16 protein-coding genes are annotated in these 19,561 nt (G+C 63.2%); 14 read left to right on the forward strand and 2 right to left on the reverse strand.

The window, feature by feature from the left end; translation table 11 throughout:
* Positions 1 to 124: 124 nt before the first annotated feature.
* Positions 125 to 1,288 (reverse strand): ROK family transcriptional regulator, encoded by a 1,164-nt coding sequence (locus tag LKX83_RS17205; RefSeq protein ID WP_227883522.1) that lies wholly within the window; start codon positions 1,286 to 1,288, stop codon positions 125 to 127.
* A gap of 164 nt (positions 1,289 to 1,452) precedes the next feature.
* Between LKX83_RS17205 and xylA the strand changes: the two genes are divergently transcribed.
* The 12 genes from xylA to LKX83_RS17265 all read left to right on the forward strand — a co-directional run bounded on the left by xylA (position 1,453) and on the right by LKX83_RS17265 (position 16,145).
* A complete protein-coding gene (gene xylA / locus LKX83_RS17210; RefSeq protein WP_227883523.1) occupies positions 1,453 to 2,772 on the forward strand; it encodes a xylose isomerase in 1,320 nt (439 codons plus the stop codon).
* 82 nt (positions 2,773 to 2,854) lie between these two features.
* Entirely contained in the window at positions 2,855 to 4,348 is a 1,494-nt protein-coding gene (gene xylB, locus LKX83_RS17215) for a xylulokinase (protein ID WP_227883524.1), read from the forward strand.
* A 186-nt stretch (positions 4,349 to 4,534) separates the two neighbouring features.
* Positions 4,535 to 5,410: an SDR family oxidoreductase gene (locus LKX83_RS17220; RefSeq protein ID WP_227883525.1), complete on the forward strand. Its 876-nt coding sequence runs from the start codon at positions 4,535 to 4,537 to the stop codon at positions 5,408 to 5,410.
* Positions 5,411 to 5,590: 180 nt separating this feature from the next.
* Positions 5,591 to 6,376 (forward strand): ABC transporter ATP-binding protein, encoded by a 786-nt coding sequence (locus LKX83_RS17225; protein ID WP_227883526.1) that lies wholly within the window; start codon positions 5,591 to 5,593, stop codon positions 6,374 to 6,376.
* Positions 6,373 to 7,716 (forward strand): ABC transporter permease, encoded by a 1,344-nt coding sequence (locus LKX83_RS17230; protein ID WP_227883527.1) that lies wholly within the window; start codon positions 6,373 to 6,375, stop codon positions 7,714 to 7,716. The genes LKX83_RS17225 and LKX83_RS17230 overlap by 4 nt, the downstream gene beginning before the upstream one ends.
* Positions 7,685 to 8,671 carry a hypothetical protein gene (locus tag LKX83_RS17235; protein WP_227883528.1) on the forward strand — a complete coding sequence of 329 codons (987 nt, stop codon included), beginning with the start codon at positions 7,685 to 7,687 and terminating at the stop codon, positions 8,669 to 8,671. Before LKX83_RS17230 ends, LKX83_RS17235 begins: the two co-directional genes overlap by 32 nt.
* A 286-nt stretch (positions 8,672 to 8,957) precedes the next feature.
* Entirely contained in the window at positions 8,958 to 9,338 is a 381-nt protein-coding gene (locus LKX83_RS17240) for a hypothetical protein (protein WP_227883529.1), read from the forward strand.
* Positions 9,339 to 9,476: 138 nt separating this feature from the next.
* Positions 9,477 to 10,514 (forward strand): LacI family DNA-binding transcriptional regulator, encoded by a 1,038-nt coding sequence (locus tag LKX83_RS17245; protein WP_227883530.1) that lies wholly within the window; start codon positions 9,477 to 9,479, stop codon positions 10,512 to 10,514.
* A 121-nt stretch (positions 10,515 to 10,635) separates the two neighbouring features.
* Positions 10,636 to 12,759 (forward strand): amylo-alpha-1,6-glucosidase, encoded by a 2,124-nt coding sequence (locus tag LKX83_RS17250; RefSeq protein WP_227883531.1) that lies wholly within the window; start codon positions 10,636 to 10,638, stop codon positions 12,757 to 12,759.
* Positions 12,760 to 12,882: 123 nt separating this feature from the next.
* On the forward strand, positions 12,883 to 14,214 hold the full coding sequence (locus tag LKX83_RS17255) for an ABC transporter substrate-binding protein (protein ID WP_227883532.1): 1,332 nt from the start codon (positions 12,883 to 12,885) through the stop codon (positions 14,212 to 14,214).
* Positions 14,215 to 14,408: 194 nt separating this feature from the next.
* A complete protein-coding gene (locus tag LKX83_RS17260; protein ID WP_227883533.1) occupies positions 14,409 to 15,305 on the forward strand; it encodes a carbohydrate ABC transporter permease in 897 nt (298 codons plus the stop codon).
* A 12-nt stretch (positions 15,306 to 15,317) separates the two neighbouring features.
* Positions 15,318 to 16,145 (forward strand): carbohydrate ABC transporter permease, encoded by an 828-nt coding sequence (locus tag LKX83_RS17265; RefSeq protein WP_227883534.1) that lies wholly within the window; start codon positions 15,318 to 15,320, stop codon positions 16,143 to 16,145.
* Positions 16,146 to 16,259: 114 nt separating this feature from the next.
* On the opposite strand, the gene LKX83_RS17270 is transcribed toward LKX83_RS17265, so the two are convergent.
* Positions 16,260 to 17,591: a BaiN/RdsA family NAD(P)/FAD-dependent oxidoreductase gene (locus tag LKX83_RS17270; RefSeq protein ID WP_370639095.1), complete on the reverse strand. Its 1,332-nt coding sequence runs from the start codon at positions 17,589 to 17,591 to the stop codon at positions 16,260 to 16,262.
* A gap of 111 nt (positions 17,592 to 17,702) precedes the next feature.
* Between LKX83_RS17270 and LKX83_RS17275 the strand changes: the two genes are divergently transcribed.
* A complete protein-coding gene (locus LKX83_RS17275) occupies positions 17,703 to 19,355 on the forward strand; it encodes a two-component system sensor histidine kinase NtrB (protein WP_227883536.1) in 1,653 nt (550 codons plus the stop codon).
* Between the two features lie 80 nt (positions 19,356 to 19,435).
* Positions 19,436 to 19,558 carry a hypothetical protein gene (locus tag LKX83_RS33965; protein WP_255654634.1) on the forward strand — a complete coding sequence of 41 codons (123 nt, stop codon included), beginning with the start codon at positions 19,436 to 19,438 and terminating at the stop codon, positions 19,556 to 19,558.
* The last annotated feature ends 3 nt before the right edge of the window (positions 19,559 to 19,561 follow it).

Below are 19,561 nucleotides of genomic sequence, written 5' to 3' on the forward strand. Positions count from 1 at the left end.
GAAAAGCAACAACCGGAAAATAGTTACATTATTTTTGAGTCAATCTACTAGGGCGGTCAGGCGGCTCTGGGTCAACCGCTTCAACGTGGCTTTCGAGACAGCCCCTTCACGCGTCTAACGAGGCTTAAGCCGACCGGAGGCGAACGAAAAACGCGGCGATCGCCGTCTCGGCGGCCCCCATGACGGCGGACCGTTCCCCTAGCTCGGCGTAGAGCAGCCGCACGTTGCGCAGGTGGAAATTCAGCGCCCGCTGCTCGACCGTCTCGCGCAACGCGTCCTCGATCCAGACGCGCGCCCGGCTCATTCGGTTGCCGATGAGGACGGCGTTCGGATTGAACACGTTAACGATATTGGCGATGCCGACCCCGAGCGACCGTCCGATCTCCGCGAACATTTCGCGCACCGCCGCGTTGCCGTTTTCCGCTTCGGCGAGCAGCTCGTCCAGCCCCCCGGCGATGCCGTCTTCGGCCGCGCGCTCCAGCAGCGCCTGCTCCGAAGCGTAGAGCTCCCAGCAGCCCCGGTTGCCGCAACGGCAGGGCCTGCCGTTGGCTTCGATCGACAGATGGCCCATTTCGCCGGAAAAGCCGGATTCCCCTTTGTACAGCTCCCTATGCAGGATGAGACCGGTGCCGATCCCGATCCCGACGCTCACGTAGACCATATTGGAAATGCCGCGGCCGATGCCGTACTTTTGCTCGCCGATCGCGCCGACGTTCGCCTCGTTGTCGATCAGGACCGGAATGCCGAACGTCCGGTTCAGCGCATCCCGCAAAGGAATGTCCCGCCAGTCCAGGTTCGGCGCGAACAGGACGGTGCCTTGGCGATCGACGAGCCCCGGGACGCCGACGCCGATGCCGACGATGCCGAACGGGCTCGCCGGCGTTTCGTCGATCAGCTCCTGAACGAACGGCCGCAGCACCCCGAATACTTCCTCGGGCTGCGCTTCGTTAAGCGGCAGCGTCCGCTCGGCCATCACGGCTCCCCGCAGGTCGGTCAGCACCCCGCGCAAATAGTTGACCCCCAGGTCGATGCCGACCGCATAGCCGGCGGTCGCGACGAATTCGAGCATGACGGGCTTGCGTCCGCCGCTCGAGGCGCCCGTGCCGGTCTCGCGGACGAGCTGGTGATCGATCAGGTCCTGCACGAGCGAAGAGACCGTCGCTTTGTTCAGCCCGGTCAACTCGGAGATGTTGGCTCTGGAGAGCGGCGCGTCGCGCAGGATCGCCTCCAGCACGATCGCCGTATTCATTCGTTTGATCAAGGCCTGATCGCCTGTAGTTGTTGTCATTTTCGGCCGAAGCTCCTCGTCAAGTTGCGTCCCTAAACGCTGTCCTCATCATAGCATAAAACTTAGTTTATTGGATAGACAAACTAACTTTGCGGTGGTATGCTGAAAGGGCAGAACGAATGTAACCGAATTCATCCTATTCCTCAAGGAGGCTATCGCCCGTCATGAGCTTATTCCCCAACGTTCCGAAGATTCAATACGAAGGCCGCGGGTCGCGCAATCCGTTCGCTTTTAAACACTACAACGCCCAAGAGGTCGTCCTCGGCAAGACGATGGAGCAGCACCTGCGCTTCGCGGTCGCATACTGGCATACGTTCAACGCGAACGGCACCGACCCGTTCGGCGCCGGCACGGCCGTGCGCAGCTGGGATTCGCTGTCCCCGCTGGACAAGTCGAAGGTCCGCGTCGAAGCGAACTTCGAGCTGCTGGAAAAGCTGAACGTCCCGTTCTACGCGTTCCATGACGCCGATATCGCGCCGGAGGGCGCGACGCTCGCCGAGACGAACAAGAACATCGACGTTATCGTAGCCAAGTTGAAGGAATTCCAGCAGTCCACCGGCAAAAAGCTGCTGTGGAACACGGCCAACCTGTTCACCAACCCGCGCTACGTGCACGGCGCCAGCACGTCCAGCAACGCCGAAGTGTTCGCCTACTCCGCCGCGACGATTAAGAAGATGCTCGAAGTCGGCAAGGAGCTCGGCGCGGAAAACTACGTCTTCTGGGGCGGCCGCGAAGGCTACGAGTCGCTGCTGAACACCGACATGGGCCTCGAGCTCGACAACCTGGCCCGTATGCTGCGCATGGCTGTCGATTACGCCAAGGAAATCGGCTTCGGCGCCCAATTCCTCATCGAACCCAAGCCGAAGGAGCCGACGAAGCACCAATACGACTTCGACGCGGCGACGACGCTGGCGTTCCTGCACAAATACGGCCTGAAGGATCACTTCAAGCTGAACATCGAAGCGAACCATGCCACGCTGGCCGGCCATACGTTCGAGCATGAGCTGCGCGTCGCCCGCCTGAACGGCGTCCTGGGCTCGATCGACGCCAACCAGGGCGACTACCTGCTGGGCTGGGATACGGACGAATTCCCGACCGACCTGTACTCCACGACGCTGGCGATGTTCGAAATCCTCAAAAACGAAGGCGGCATCGGCAAGGGCGGCGTCAACTTCGACGCCAAGGTCCGCCGCGCGTCGTTCGAGGACGAGGATCTGTTCCTCGCGCACATCGCGGGCATGGATTCGTTCGCGCACGGCCTGAAGGCCGCGGCCAAGCTGATCGAAGACAACGTCCTCGACGGCATCGTCGAAGAGCGCTACGCGAGCTACCGCGAAGGTATCGGCGCCGAGATCGTCGCCGGCAAGCACACGCTGAAGTCGCTTGAAGCGTACGCGCTCGGCCAGCAGCAGCCGATTCGGAACCGTTCCGCCCGTCTCGAGCAAATCCGCCAGACGCTGAACGAAGTCATTACCGGCGTCTAAGATTCACCTGCCCAGGCACACGAACAGCGCGGCGCGGTCCGCGCTGTTCGCGCGAGAAGAAAACGAAGGAGGCCGATCGCACATGAAGTACGTCATTGGCGTCGATCTGGGCACCAGCGCGGTCAAGACGCTGCTGGTCGCGCAGGACGGCACCGTCGCCGCCGAGGCGAGCCGCGAATATCCGCTGTACCACGACAAGTCGGGGTGGAGCGAGCAGGATCCGGAAGATTGGGTAAAAGGCACGATCGACGCGCTCCGGGAGCTCACGAAGACGCCCGGCGTCGATCCGGCGGACATCGAGGGTCTCAGCTTCTCCGGCCAGATGCACGGGCTCGTGCTGCTGGACGCGGATCGCCGCCCCGTCCGGCGCGCGATTTTGTGGAACGACACGCGCACGACCGAGCAGTGCCGCGAGATCGAGCGCAAGCTGGGCGAACGGCTGCTCGCCGTCACCCGCAACCCGGCGCTCGAAGGATTCACGCTGCCGAAGCTGCTGTGGGTGCGGGAGCACGAACCGGAGACGTTCGCGAAGGCGCGCGGCTTCGTCCTGCCGAAGGACTATCTTCGCTACCGCCTGAACGGCGAAATCCACATGGATCTGTCGGACGCCGCCGGCACGCTTCTGCTCGACGTGGCGGGCAAGCGCTGGAGCGATGAGGTGCTCCAAGCCTTCGAACTGTCCGCGGATCTTTGTCCTCCGCTCGTCGAAGCGGGCGCGCAGACCGGCGCGCTGACGGCCGAAGCGGCCGCCGAGACGGGACTGGCCGCGAGTACCCGGGTATTCGCGGGCGGCGCGGACAATGCCTGCGGCGCCATCGGAGCCGGCATTCTGAAGCCGGGGCTGACGCTGTGCAGTATCGGCACGTCGGGCGTCGTCCTGACGCACGAGCCGGACGCTTCCGCGGACTACGCCGGCAAGGTGCACTTCTTCAACCACGGCAAGGCGGACGCCTTCTACGCGATGGGCGTCACGCTGGCGGCCGGCTACAGCATGAGCTGGTTCCGTAACGCCTTCGGCAAGGGCGAGTCGTACGACGAGCTGCTCGCCGGCGTGGAGAACATCGCGCCAGGCTCGGGCGGTCTTCTGTTCACGCCTTATCTCGTCGGCGAGCGGACGCCGCACGCGGACGCGGCGATCCGCGGCAGCTTCATCGGCATCGACGGCTCGCATACCCGCGCGCATTTCGCCCGGGCGGTCATGGAAGGCATCACCTTCTCGTTGAACGAGTCGGTCGACTTGTTCCGCAAAGCGGGCAAAACCGTCTCCACGATCGTTTCCATCGGCGGCGGCGCCAAAAATCCGACCTGGCTGCAGATGCAGGCGGACATCTTCCAAGCCGACGTCGTGTCGCTCGCGAACGAGCAGGGGCCGGGGCTCGGTGCGGCGATGCTGGCGGCGGCGGGGTGCGGCTGGTACCCGAGTCTCGACACGTGCGCCGAAGCGTTCGTCAAGCATGCCAAGACGTATCGGCCGGACGCCGGACGCGCCGCCCGCTACGAGAAGCTGTTCCGCCTCTACCAGCAGGTGTACGCGCAGACGCGGGAATTGAATGAAGCGTTAAGTGCTTTCCGATAACCGTCTTTGTTTGGTAAGATAAAAGGGAGGAAACTTGTCATTCGTGACCGGTTGCCTCCCTTTTCGACTAGAGCCTCCTGCAACTCCGGCCGGTAACCGGAAGGAGGCTCTTTCCCATGAGGGAGGGAAACGGAGGACCGCGCGGCGATCGCGCGGATGCTTGAAAAGCGAGAGGAGGCAGACGGGATGGGAGAGGAAAACGCCGGTGGACGTCGGAGGGTTGCGCTGGTGACGGGGGCTTCGAGCGGGTTCGGCCTGCTTGCGACCGTGCGGCTCGCCGAGCGGGGCTGGATCGTCTATGCCGGCTTGCGCGACCCCGCGCGCGGATCGGCGCTGCTCGAAGCCGCGAGCCGGGCGGGCGTAAGCGAGCGGGTGCGCCCGATCGCACTCGACGTGACGCGCGAAGAGCAGGCGCGCGCCGCGGCGGATACGATCGAGGCGGAGGCAGGTGCGATCGACGCGCTCGTGGCCAACGCGGGCTTCGCCGCCGGCGGGTTCGTGGAGGAGGTGCCGCTCGCCAAATGGCGCGAGCAGTTCGAGACGAACCTGTTCGGCGTCGTGGCGACGACCCAGGCGGTGCTCCCCCGGATGCGGCGGCAGGGCGGCGGGCGCATCGTGCTCGTCAGCAGCGTGAGCGGCAAGATGGGCTTCCCGTCGATGGGACCGTACGTCGCCTCCAAGCATGCGCTGGAAGGACTTGGCGAGTCGCTGCGGCTCGAGCTCGCGCCGTACGGCATCGCCGTCAGCCTCATCCTGCCGGGACCGTACCGGACGGCGATCTGGGGGAAGGGGCTGTCCGGGGGCGCGACGCCGGGTCCGGATTCCCCGTACGCCTCCTACTACGCCAAGCTGCTGCCGCAGATCGAGCGTTCTGGCGCCCAAGGGGGCGATCCGGATGTCGTCGCGCGGACGATCGTCCGCGCGCTGACCGACGCCCGGCCGAAGCTGCGCTACTTGCCGACCGGTGGCGAGCGGCTGACGCTGGCGGCCAAACGCTGGCTCCCGTGGCGCTGGATCGAGGCGGCCGTTCTGAAGGCGGTCGCTCCGCGGAACCGGGAGTGAGTGCGGCGTGCGGCGGATGCGAGGCGCGGGCAATTGTCCGGGGCGCGCGACGCCGCTCAGTGCCGACAGCCAACCGGCTTCAGCAACGAACCTTTTGATCGTCAAGACGTGAGGCAACCGGAGCTGCTGGTTCCGCGTACATAAATACAAAGAGACGAGAAGATGGGGGAGAAGCGCGGAATGACCACACAAGTTTCGAACGACCCGTCCGGGCAAGGACCGCTCGTGGAAGTGGACATCCGCGAAGCGGGGTACGAGTCCGGCAAGCCGATATTGCGGGACGTCGCGTTCGACATCCGGCGCGGCGAGCGGGTCGGCCTGCTCGGTCCGAACGGGGCGGGCAAAAGCACGATTATGAAAGGGCTGCTCGGGCAGTTGCCGCATTGGAGGGGGAACGTCGTCTGGCAGGGGCGTACGGGGGCGGACGCGCCAAGGCGAGAAATGTCGCGCAGCATCGCCTACATTCCGGAGCAGCCGATCTTGTACGAGCGGTTCACGCTGTGGGAGCATCTCCAGCTCGCCGCGGCCGTCACGGGCATGTCCGAGGAAGAGCTGAAGGAGCGGTCCGCCCCGCTGCTTCGGCGCTTCCGGTTAACGCACGCGGTGTACGACTACCCGATCCGCTTTTCCAAAGGAATGCAGCAGAAGATGATGCTCGTCGTCGCTTTTCTGCTCGAGCCGGAGCTGTTTCTCGTGGACGAGCCGTTCATCGGCCTCGACCCGGCAGCCGTGATGGAGCTGCTGGAGGCGCTCGACGAGGAACGCCGGCGCGGGGCGTCGGTGCTGCTGACGACGCACGTCCTCGACTCGGCGGAGCGGCTGTGCGACCGGTTCGTGCTGATCCATGCGGGAGGCATCGCCGCCAAAGGAACGCTGCAGGACATTCAGATGATCTCCGGCCGCCCTGCGGGGACGCCGCTTTTCGACTGCTTCCGCGCCCTGACGGCCGGAGACGATCGCCCGTGAGCGGCCGTCGGATGAAGCCGCTCCCGCTGACGCTCGGAAGGATCGCCGCCTTCTGGCGCAAGGTATGGAAGGGCTGGCGTCTCGTTTTAGATTGGACGGTGCTGCTGTACCTCGCGCTGCCGGCGCTCTGGATCGGGAGCGGCATCTATCTGGAAGCGATGCGGCAGCCGCCGCCGTGGGTCGACGCCATTCCGGCGGCCGCGCCGATCCTGGTGCTCTCCCTTTTCATGGTGAGTGCCCGGCTGCGGACGTTTGCCGACCCGGGAGACGGCCTGTTTCTTCGCCATTATCGCGGGTGGACCGCCAAGCTGACCGCGGCGGGACTGGCATACACGCTGGCGGCACGTTTGCTGCTCGCGGTTACGTTGACGGCGATCGTCTATCCTCTCATGTCGTCCAGGCTCGGCTGGTCCGCGGCCCAAAGCGCCGAGTTGGCCGCAGCGTCCGCACTGCTCGGGTTCGTCTGGGCGCTGCTGCGGGACGGGATCGAACGGCGCTGGACCGGCTGGCGGCGGACGACCGCCAATTTGGCGGCCCGCATCGTCCTGTTGACCGGATGGGGGTACGCCGCCGGCTGGTTGTTCAGGGCGGGGATTCCGCTGATCTATGCCGTCGTCGGCCTCTTTTTGCTCGCGCTCTTTCTCGCTTGGCGACGGATATTCGCCTTCGGCGCGTTCGCGTTGGAGGTGGACGTCGAGCGGGACGCTTATGCGGCCTGCGTCCGCTGGATTTTGTTCGAGGCGGGCGAGGTCGTCAACCCGCCTTCGACGAAGCGCCCGCTGCTGCTGCCGAAGCCGGTCCGCCTGTTTCGGCGGCGGGATGCAAGGCGGCGCGTGGCGGAGCTTTGGCTGAAAGCGACCCTTCGCGATCCGAGCATGCTGCGGAGCCTCCTCGTCTTGACCGGCGCCGGATCGATCGCCGTCTGGCTGACGCCGGTGTGGATCGCGGCCATCGCTTGGGTGGCGATGGTCCTGCTCACGATTCTGTGGCTGCACGGACAATGGAACCAATGGACGACCGAGCGTTACGTCGCGCTGTTCGATTGGGAGGAAGAGACGCTCCACCGGGGTGAGGAGAGAGCCCGAACCGCGCTGGGGATGCCCATCGCGCTGCTTTGGGCGCTGCTTATCGGCCTGCAGGTCGGAATCCGCTACGACGGCTGGGCTTGGCTCGCGGCCATTGCCGTTCCGATCGCGGGGTGGGCGGTCGTTCGGTTCATGAACGTGCAGGCAACGGATTGGTATATGCTTCGGGCGCGCGCGAAGGCGCGGCTTGAAGCGGAAAAGAGGCACAAGGAGGCGGAAGCCGATGAAGCCGAACCATCCGATCCACCTGCTTAACGGGGATGCGTCGGAAGCGGCGCTCGAAGCGGCCGGGGTCCCCGGCATGCGCTGCGTATGGCGGGAGATCTATACGGCTGGCCCGCTCGCACCGGATTGGCGCGTGCTGTGGCGGACCGAGCGCCGCATGGCGTGGCTCGAAGCGCACTACGGCATCCCGCGGGGCGACTTCGTTCGGGAGGCGCTTATGCGCGGCGGTGTTTGGACGACGGCGATGACGCTGGGCGTTCCGCTCGCGATCTGGTCCGACCCGGACTTGTTCGATCAGACGATCCTGATGGCGATCTGCTGGGGGCGCGTGCAAGAGAAGGCCGCGAAGCCCGGGCAGGAGCTTCACTATGTGCCGCTGCCTGCCGGCCCGCCCGACGCGGGGGCCATGCAGGACGCATGGCAGCGCCGCGAAACGTTGGGTGCAGCGGCCATCCAAGCTGCTGCGCGAGCCTGGGAGGCGTATGCCGCCGCCGACCCCGAGGCGCTGCGGCGTTGGCTGGAGGAGGAAGGGGAGACGCCGCAGCTCGCAGCGCTTGTCGAAGCCTTGCGGTTCCATTTGCTGCGTTTCCCGGGAGCGGACGGGCTGGGGATCGTCGAGCGGGAGACGCTGCTCGCGTTCGACGAAGCCGGCGATTTCGGCGAATCGCCGGACGTCGGAGCCGAGGGGTTAAGCGCCCTAACTCTGTTCGGGCGAGTCGCGCCGCGCGTACCGTTGTTCTGGATGGGCGACCTGCAGTTTTGGCGCTGCCTGGAGAGGCTGGCCGCGTCCGATCCGCCGCTCGTGCGCGCCCGGTCTGCGGACGGAACGGACCACGCGCTGCCGCCCAGGCTGCCGCGTCTTCACGACGACCCGGCCGGATGCGCCGGATTGCGCTACGCGCTCACCCGTGCGGGACGCGACGTACTGGACGGCGTGCGTATGGCGCCCGAGGGCGTGACGGAATGCGAAAGGCTCAGGCTATAAATTCGGCTAAGGATTCGGCATAAGGATGAAGAAGAGCATTAAGATGAGCCATATCCAGGCGAGGGGAAGCCGAGTAGCTGAAGCCGTCCATTCCGCGTCCCGCATTCGGCCTCCCCTCGGTACAGAGGAGAGGCCGTCTGTCTGTTTAGTTCCGTCATTTTGCACGCCTTGTCCCCATCCGCCGCATCTCCCTCCCAGCTTTGGTCGTACCATACATGGGGCGGGCTTCCGCCGGACATGTTAAGGTCGAATGCCCAAGACCAATGACAGGGAGAAGATGCGAGCCATGAGCCATCATGCGGCCTTGATGTTTCAATTTCCCCAAGAGAACAACGCCCGCCTCGCCTACGATACGCTGGAGGAGCTGGGCTACGAGCCTCACCTGCACCCGGGGGCAAGACTCCATATCCACGTGGTGAACGAGGACCTGACATCCGCGCTCGAAATCGTGCAGAGCTTCGGCGGCGAAATGATCGAACGGGCTGCGGCCGAAGAGTCGTCGCTGACCTCGGCGGCTTACGGACTCGACTGCATCCCGATCCCCGCCCACACGGTGAACGAGGATTGGGTGGATGCGGTCGCTGTCGCCGCTCCGGACGATGGAGCGCCGGTCGAGCGCCGCTTCGAGCCGGATGACGGCTCGTACGACCACTTCGAAGCCCGATAGATCCGAAGCCGTATCGGGAGCAACGCGAAGCCGCAGGCTTCGCGTTCTCGTCGCGGGCTCCGTGGGTCCCTTAAAAATGAGAATAAAAAAGCGCTTGCAACTTTCCGGGCGGTTGGTCTATAATGAACCCGAAACGTTTTGGAAAGGTGTTTGCACATGGCTACCATAAAAGACATCGCAAAACAGGCAGGTGTATCCGTCACTACGGTATCCAGAGCGCTAAACGGCTACGACGACGTCAACGAAGTTACGCGCAAGAAGATCAAACGGATCGCGGAAGAGCTGTCGTACAGTCCCAACGCCGTTGCGAGAAGTCTCGTATCCAAGAAGACGCGGACGATCGGCCTCATCATTTCCGACATCAACCGAGCGGGCGCGAAGGACGCGTTCGCCTACGAAGTGCTGTGCGGCATCAACGACCGTGCGGGAGATCTGAACTACGACCTGCTGCTGTTCAGCACCAGCCCGACCAAGCAGATCGAGAAGTCGTATACGACGCTGTGCAAGGAACGCAACGTCGAAGGCGCGATCATCTCCGGTCTGCGGCTCGACGACCCCTATCTCCATGAGGTCATCGATCAAAACGCGTTTCCGTGCGTGCTGATCGACATTCCGCGAACGGGGGACAACGTCGGCCACATCACGTCCGACAGCCGGGTGGGGGCGAGCATGGCCGTCCGTCATCTGCTCGAAGGCGGGCACCGCCGGATCGCGATGATCAACGGGCACGACCAGGCGTCCGTCAGCAAGGAACGTTACGAAGGGTACAAGGACGCCCTCCGGGAAGCGGGCCTCGAGGTCCGGGAGGACAGCGTCTACGACGGCTTCTTTACGGAGGACGGCGGCGCCGAAGCGATGTACCAGATTTTGATCCGCCATCCCGACGTGACCGCCGTCTTTTGCGCGAGCGACTTGATGGCGCTGGGAGCGATGCGGACGCTCGAGAAGTTGGGGCGGAAGGTGCCGGACGACATGTCCGTGATCGGCTTCGACGATATTACCATCTCGGCGTACTGTTCGCCGAAGCTGACGACGATCCGCCAGGACAAATACGAGCTGGGCTACCAGGGCGCGCAGCTGCTCATCGACATGCTGGAGCAGCGCACCGACAACCGGAAAATTTTACTCAACAACCAATTGATCGTACGTGAAAGCACGCGGCCTCTTCAGAAGTGAACCGCGTTTTCTCGAAATGGTTTCCAAAACGTTTCGGATCACGTTCCTTTTTTTAGCCTTCATCCGAAACGTTTCGGTAATGAAAGGATAGAGAGAAAAAAGACGCCAGGGGAGAGAACATATGGAGTACAGAGTGATTAAAAACAACGACGTCTTCCTCATGACCGATCGCAACGGGGACATTCCGGGAGGCTCCCAAAACGGGCTCTACCTGCGGGACACGCGCTTCCTGAACGAAATGAAGCTGACGGTAAACGACAGGCCGCCCATCCTGCTCTCTTCGGCGGCGGACGAGAACTATCTCGCCCGCATTCGACTGACGAACGAGCATATGGAGGAGGACGGCAAGGTTCGGTTGTGGCGGGAATCCGTCGAGCTGATCCGCGAGCGCTTCATCCACGACGACGTGCTGTACGAAACGATCGCCATGACCAACTACTCGACCACTGCGATCGCCTTCGATTTGAAGGTCGCGTTCGAGGCGGACTTCGCGGACATGTTTGTCGTGCGGGGCTTCCAGCCGGCGGAGGAACTGGGCAAGATCACGGGCCGTTCGGCGGACCGGACGCAGTGGCGCGCCGAATATCTCGGCGCCGACGGGCTCGCCAAGCGGACGGACATCCGGTGGAGTGTGCCGGCCGACGCCGTCTCCGAAACGGGCGAGATCGGGTTCGCGGTGCGGCTCGCGCCGGCCGAATCCAAGATCATCACGTTTACCGTGCTGCCTTCGATCGACGGCAAGATTCCGAAGGCGCGGCCGAAAGAGGAAGCGCTGGACGCGCTGAAAAGCTCGTACGACGAATGGACGGCCGACACGATGAAGGTGTCTAGCGACAGCGCCGTGCTGGATCGTTTGTACGATCGCGGCGTGCAGGACCTGCGGGTGCTGCTTACGGATTTCGGCTACGGCCTGTTCCCCGTGGCGGGGCTGCCGTGGTACGCGGTGCCGTTCGGCCGCGACAGCTTGATCGCCGCCTTGCAGATGCTGCCGCTCCGTCCGGAGATCGCCCGCGGGACGCTGCAGATGATGGCCGCTTTTCAAGGGGAAGAAGTAAACCCGTGGTTTGACGAGCAGCCCGGCAAAATCATGCACGAGCTGCGCAATGGGGAGCTGGCCCGGTCCGGCCAAGTGCCGTTCGCGCCGTACTACGGCAGCATCGACTCTACGCCGCTGTTCGTGCTTCTCGCGGCGGAGTACGCGCACTGGACCGGAGATACCGCTACGATCGGCGAGCTGCTTCCGGCCATCGAGAAAGCGCTCGCGTGGATCGATCAGTACGGCGACCGCGACGCGGACGGATTCGTGGAATACTTTCAAGAGTCGTCCAAAGGGATCGCGAACCAAGGCTGGAAGGACTCAGCCGACTCCGTCATCCACGCGGACGGCCGGTTCGCGGCAGCGCCAATCGCCCTGGTCGAGGTGCAAGGATATGTATACCAAGCCAAGAGCCGCCTCGCGCCCATTGCGGAGCGCCTCGGGCACCCGGAACTCGCGGCACGGCTTCGGGCCGAAGCCGAGAAGCTTCGGGAAGCGTTCGATCCGGCCTTCTGGATGGAGAACGAAGCGTTCTACGCCATTGCCCTCGACGCGGACAACGCGCAAGTGCGTTCGGTCACGTCGAACCCGGGGCATCTGCTCATGAGCGGCATTGTGCCGCCGGAGCGGGCCGCGCAGGTCGCGCAGCGGCTCGTCGCACCCGACATGTTCAGCGGCTACGGCATCCGGACGATGTCGTCGGCGTCCACGGGCTACAACCCGATGAGCTACCACGACGGCAGCATCTGGCCGCACGACAACGCGATGACGCTGCTCGGTATGAGCCGGGCGGGGCTGGCGCAAGAGGCGGCGAAGGTCGCGGGCGGACTGCTGAAGGCGGCCGAAAAATTCGAGTACTACCGGCTTCCGGAGCTGTTCTGCGGCTACGACGAGTCGATCGGCTACCCGGTATCCTACCCGGTCGCCTGCTCGCCGCAAGCCTGGGCGGCCGGCACCTCCGTCACGCTCGTCCAGACGATGTTGGGCATTCAGCCAGACGCGCTTGGCGGCACGATCCGGCTGCATCCGTATTTGCCGGAAGGCGTGAACGTGCTGCGGGTAGCGGACGTTCGCGTAGCCGACGGGAAGCTGACCGTGACGATCCGTCGCGGGCCGGCCGCGGGGCCGCTCCAGGTGGAGGTCGCGGGCAACACGACCGGCTGCAGGGTCGAGATCGCCGGCGCGGCCGCGGTCGCAACGAGGGATTAAGCGGGAAGGGAAGGCCGAGCGGCGCGAACCGTCCCGGACGGTACCTCCGGGGCGGCGGCCGCGACGGCCTGGCCCGATCCGTTTGATTATAGATGTACACATAAAAAAGGGAGGAAGATCAGTATGAAACGCAAAGCAACAGGCACGGCTGCACTCCTGCTATCGGTCATGATGGTGGCTTCCGCTTGCGGAAGCAGCTCGAACAACGGCAAGGGGGACACGGCTTCTCCATCCGGTTCGGCATCTTCGTCCGCCCAGGCTTCCGCATCTCCCGAAGCATCCCAAGCGCCCGTCGAGGTCACACTCGCAGGCTGGGGCTCCTCGCCCGAAGAGCAAGCGCTGCTCCAGCAAGTGCTGGACGAATTCCAAACGAAAAACCCGAACATTAAAGTCAAATACGAAGTCATCGCCGATCAATATATGGACGTCATCAAAACCCGCCTCATCGGCAACGAAGCGCCGGACGTGTTTTACCTCGACGCCTTCGAAGCGCCGGGCCTGATCGAGAAGGACGTCCTGGAGCCGCTCGACGGCTACGTGACCGACGATTTCGACCTGGGCGATTTCGAGCAGCCGGCGGTCGACGCCTTCAAGGCGAAGGACGGCAAGATCTACGGCTTCCCGAAAGACACCTCTACGCTGGCACTGTTCTACAACAAGAAAATGTTCGCCGACGCCGGCATCACCGCGCCTCCGACCACGTGGGACGAATTGCAAGCGGTATCGGAAAAGCTGACCAAGAAAAAAGGCAACAAAGTGGAAGTATACGGCCTCGGCCAAGCGCCTGAGCTGGCGCGCCAGATGTTCATGCTGAATGCCTTCGGCGGCAAGCTGGCAGACGATCAAGGCATGGCCGCGTTCGATACGCCGGAAGCGCTTCAAGGACTGCAGCTCGTCGTAGACCAACACCTGAAGGCCGGCACGGCCGGCCAGCCGTCCGACGTCGGCGCCGGATGGGGCGGCGAAATGTTCGGCCAGCAAAAGGCCGCCATGGTGCTGGAGGGCAACTGGGCGATCCCGTATCTGCAAACGAACTTCAAGGACCTCGACTTCGGCACTGCGGAAGTGCCGACGGTCAACGGCAAGAAGGGCACGATGGCCTTCACCGTCGCTTACGTCATGAACAAGCAATCGCAGCATAAGGAAGCGGCCTGGAAGCTGCTCTCCTACCTGACGGGCAAGGAAGGCATGAAGACGTGGACCAGCAAAGGCTTCGCTCTGCCGACCCGCAAATCCGTCTCGGCCGAGCTCGGCTACGACAAGGACGCGCTGCGCGGCGCGCTCGTCGCGGGCAGCTCCTACGCGACGCCGTGGCAAGCCGGCTCGTCGCTGCCGACGATCATGAACAACTTCAACAACCAGTTCATCGCGGCGTACACGAACAAGTCCTCTCTGGCGGACGCCATGAAGAAGGCGCAGGAGACCGCGAACAAAGAGATCAAAGCGGGATCCTGATCCTCCCGCACGCCTCCCGGGCGCCGTTCGAAGCGAAGCCGCGTCGGATCGACGCGGCTTCGCCTGCCGGCGGCGCCGCCGGTGGGCGCGAAACGAGTGAAGCCGCAAAGCCTCCGGCATTACGGCTTTAGTCGTTTTGACGTCCCAACGCGAATGGCGGACCTCTCAATCCAAGGAAAGGAGAACGATGACTGATGGCAAAACCAGGAGGCAAACGAAGAGGGATGGAGGCGCTGGCGGGGTACGGATTCATGTCCCCGGTCATTTTGATTCTCGGCTGCTTTTTGCTCCTGCCGATCCTCTACGCGATATTCCTGTCGCTGCACAAGGTGAACCTGCTCGGCCATGTATCCTACAAGTTTACGGGCACCGCCAACTTCGAACGGATGGCAGACGATCCCAGGCTGTGGATCGCCTTGCGGAATACGGCCAAGTACGCACTCATCGTCGTGCCCTGCCAGACGATCCTCGCACTCGTGCTGGCCGCCATCCTGAACATGAAGATCCGCTTCCGCAACTTTTTCCGGGTCGCGTTCTATCTGCCGACGGTCACGTCCTCGGCGGTGCTTGTGCTCATTTTCATGTGGATCTACAACCGCAACGGCCTGCTGAACTACCTGCTCGACGCGGTTGGCCTGCCTACCTATAACTGGCTGGGCGATCCGACCGTCGCCCTGTTCGGAATCATGATCATGAACATCTGGTCGACGGCGCCGCTGTTCATGGTCATCTATTTGGCCGCGCTCCAGGACATCCCCGATTCGCTCTACGAAGCGGCGTCCATCGACGGCGCGAACGCTTGGCAGAAGTTTTGGAAGATCACGGTGCCCCAGCTGAAGCCGGTGACGTTCTACGTCCTCGTCATGGGGATCGTCGGCACGTTCCAGCTGTTCGACCAGTCGTACATTTTCTCGGCGGGATCGGGAGGACCGAACAACGCGACGCTCACGATGGTGCTGCTGATCTACCAATACGCCTTCAAAAACATGGACATGGGCTACGCCTCGGCGCTCGCCTTCATGCTGGCGGTCGTCATCATGCTCATCACGGTCGTGCAGCGGCTGCTGTTTAAGGAAGACAAAGCGAATTAGGAGGGAACCCGGATGGGATCGAAAGCAAAGCGGCTAAGACCGCTCGTCTATGTGCTGCTGGCCGGATACGCGCTCGTGACGTTCATTCCGTTCCTGTGGGCGCTGTCCGCTTCGTTCAAGTCGCTGCCCGAGATCGTGGCCGGCGGCATGAACATCATCCCGAAGCACTTTACGCTCGACAACTACCAAACGATCTTTAAGCAGGAGCCCCTTTTCCCGAGGTGGTTCCTGAACAGCGCGATTATCGCGCTCTCCGTCACGGCGTTCAACCTGCTGTTCAATTCGATGGCGGGCTACGCGCTGGCGCGCATCCGGTTCCCGGGCAGCACGCTGATGTTCTACGCCATCCTCGGGATGATCATGATCCCCGGGCAGCTCACCATCATCCCGAGCTACCTGATCATCAAGTACCTCGGCTGGCTGAACAGCTACCAGGCGATCATCGTGCCGATGGCGGCGCAGGCGACGTACATCTTCATGATGCGGCAGTTTTTCATCAACTTCCCGCGAGAGCTCGAGGAAGCGGCGGAGCTGGACGGCCTCGGACGGCTCGGGATGTTTTTGCGCGTCGTGCTGCCGCTCGCCAAGCCCGCGCTAGCCGCGCAGACGATCTTCATCTTCATGGGCGCCTGGAACGAGTTCCTGAAGCCGCTCATGCTGATGTCGGACAAAGCGATGTTTACCCTGTCGATCGGACTGAACACGTTCAAAGGCCAGTACATCAGCTTCTGGAACTACATCATGGCCGCCTCGATCATCATGACGCTGCCGGCGCTTTTGATCTATGTGTTCTTCAATCGTTTCTTCGTCAAAGGCATCACGTTTACGGGCGGCAAATAAGCCGCATCGGAACGGATCCCTAAACAGAAGCGCCCCGCAACAGCCTATCCGGTCGGTTGCGGGGCGCTTTTTTTAGGGCGGCTTGCGATACTCTCGTCTGGACCGCCGCGAGACTTACCCGCCTTCGGCGAGCGAGCGGACTTCCTCCGCCGCCGCCGAGCCGGCGGCATGGCCGGTGGCGAAGGCGGCGGTAATATTGTAGCCGCCGGTGTAGCCGTGCACGTCCAGCACTTCGCCGCAGAAGTAGAGGCCGGGCATTCGCTTCGACGCCATCGTGCGCGGGTCGACTTCCTTGACGCTCACGCCCCCGCCGGTGATGAACGCCTCCTCGATGGAGAGCGTCCCCGACGCCGATACGCGCAGCGACTTGCACCAGGCGGCGAGCGCAAGCCAAGCGCTCTTCGGGACATTGGCGACGACGGCTTCAGGTTCGAGGGCGGCTTGGCGCAGCGCGAGCGGCACCATCCGCTCCGGCAGCCATTGCCGCACGAGCGTCTTGACCGCCTTGCGCGGCTCCTCGCGGGCGGCCTTCGTCCACGCCGCCGCAAGCTCGTCTTCGCCGTCGCTAGGGAACAGATCGATCGCCACCGCCGCAGGGCCTTTGCCCTGGCGCAGCGTCCGCACGACGAACTGGCTGCAGCGCAGGGCCGCCGGCCCGGATAGGCCGAAGTGCGTGAAGATCATGTCCCCTTCGTGGGCGATGACGGCTTTGCCCCGTCCGTCGAGAACGGTGAGACGCACGTCCCGCAGCGACAGCCCTTGGAGCTCGCGGTCCCGGATCCACGGCTCGTCCGAGGTGATCGGCACTTCCGTCGGGTACAGCTCCGTTACGGAATGGCCGGCCGACTCGGCCCAGGCGTAGCCGTCGCCGGTCGAGCCCGTATGCGGCACCGACTTGCCGCCCGTCGCGACGATGACGGCACCCGCTTCGATGCGTTCCCCGGACTTCAGCTCCACGCCGGCTGCCCGGCCTTCGCCGAACAGCACCCGCTCCACGGCCTGATGGACGCGGATGGTCACGCCCAGCTCCCGGACGCGTCCCACCAGCGTATCCACGACCGTTTTCGCTTTGTCCGTCACGGGGAACATTCGGCCGTGGTCTTCTTCTTTGAGCGCGATGCCGAACGATTCGAATAGCCGGATAATCTCCTGGCTTCCGAACCGCGACAGCGCGCTGTGCAGGAAGCGGCCGTTGCCGGGCAGGAAGCGGATCAGCTCCGCCGCGTCTTTGTTGTTCGTGACGTTGCAGCGCCCGCCGCCGGAGATGCCGAGCTTGCGTCCAAGCTTGTCCCCCTTGTCGAGGAGCACGACGTCCGCGCCGCCTTCGGCGGCCGCGATCGCCGCCATGAGTCCGGACGGGCCGCCGCCGATGACGATGACTTTTTTACGCATTTCGTTCACACGCTTTCTATTACATGAAGTGTAAGTCGGTGTAACTTCAAATATTTCCCAAGTGCATTCCTTTTATTGTCAAGCCTCCATAGATGTGCTTTAATCGAACTAATAAAGTTCGGTACACCGGTTGACGAGGACGGACGAATAGCGGGAGGATTACCCGTGTGGCATAATTTGTTGCTGCAGATTCTGATCGCGCTGCTGCCGATCGGATCGTTTCAGATCTGGTTTAACCGCCCGGCCAAAATGCGGCATATGCCTCTCTTCATCGGTGTCGTATGCGGCGTGTCGATGCTTCTCGGCATGTACTATTCGGTGGAATGCAACCGTATCCTGTTCGAGCTCTCCTTTATTCCCTATTTGATCGGATCGCTCTACGGAGGAGTGCCCGTCGCGGCTGTGTTGAGCGTCTTGTTCGTCGCCGTTCGGCTCGGGGTGTGCGACACGCCCGCAAGCTATTTCTTTTTCGGCGGCGTCTGCCTGATCTTCCTCCCCATTCTAATCAAGTCTATCACTCCCTTCCAGGGTTCGTCTCGCTCCCGCAAAATAAAAATCGCCTGCCGGTTTTGCGCGCTGATGCTTCTCATCCAAGCGGCCGTCGTCGGATTCGCCTACTGGAGCGGCGCGAACCAGCATCCCGGCTCCGCCTTCCTGATGATGGGCGTCTACGCGGCCGTTTTTTGCGCGGGAACGATCCTCTCGGTCTACTACGTCGATCTCGGCATCGAACGGGTGCAATTGCAGGTTCAGCTTCGGGAGGTATCCATCAAGTACCGCAACGAGGTCCGCCGCCTGCAGCAATTTATCGACATCTCGCCGCTTGTCGTCGTGTTCGTCGACCGGCAGGGCCTCATCTCCCACGTGAACGAGATGGCGCTTAAGCTGATGCAGCTCGATCCGCGGGAAATCGTCGGCCGGTCCTACAAGAGCGTACTCCGGCTGCTGGACGGCGAAGCGGCCGTCGGATCGGTCGATCGGGTGCTGAACGGCGGCGAAGCGATCGCCGAGATCGTCAAGATTCAGGGCCGCACCTTCTACACGACAGCGTGCCCGGTCTGGGAGATCTGGATGCAAAAGATGGAAGGCGTCCTGTTCATTGCCCACGATATGACGGAGCTCCAGCGGCTGAAAGACGAAGTGGACAAGATGGAGCGCCTCAGCCTGGTCGGCCAAATGGCGGCCAGCATTACTCACGAGATCCGCAATCCGATGGCCGTCATCCGCGGGTTCGTTCAGCTGTTGAACGAGCGCAGCCCGCCGGCGCAACAGTCGTATTTCCGCATCGTCCTCGAAGAGCTCGATCGCGCCAACGCCATTATCAACGATTTTCTTTCGCTCGCGCAAAACCGCATCGTCGAGAAGGAAATGTGCAGCCTCCACGACGTGCTGAACGATATGATGCCGCTCATTTGGGCGGACGCCAATATGCGGGGCCAGACGGTGGAGCTGGATCTCTGCGAAATGACGGGGCCGCTGGAACTGAACGTAAAGGAGATCAAGCAGCTCGTCTTGAACCTCGCGCGCAACGGCATGGAGGCGATGAACGACAAGGGCGTGCTGCGCATCGCGACGGAGGATCTGGAGGATCGCGTGCTGGTGCGCGTCTCGGACGAGGGCGTTGGCATCCCGCCCGAGAAGCTCGAACGCCTGTTCGAGCCGTTCTTCACGACCAAGGCCCAGGGCACGGGGCTGGGGCTGGCGCTTTGCCTCAGCATCGTCGAGCGGCACCACGGCAAAATCCACGTGGAATCGACCGTCGGGGAGGGAACGACTTTCCTCGTATCCTTTTGCAAACCGGGCTTCGATTGCTGGTAAGGCGGGTCGGGAAGGCCGCATAAAGGGAGGCGCGAACGCCAACACTAGGCCTGACTCATCCAGACAAGGAGGATGCACCCATGCCCAAGCCGCAAGGCGCGCCGGCCGATCGCAAAAACGGCGCCAAGGCCAAGCCCGCCCGTCAGCCGGAGTCGCCGGGGTACGACAAGAAACTGGACGGCCCGAACCGTCCTTCCACCTAAGCC

The sequence above is a fragment of the Cohnella baijiui genome (assembly GCF_020731285.1).
Lineage (GTDB): Bacteria > Bacillota > Bacilli > Paenibacillales > Paenibacillaceae > Cohnella.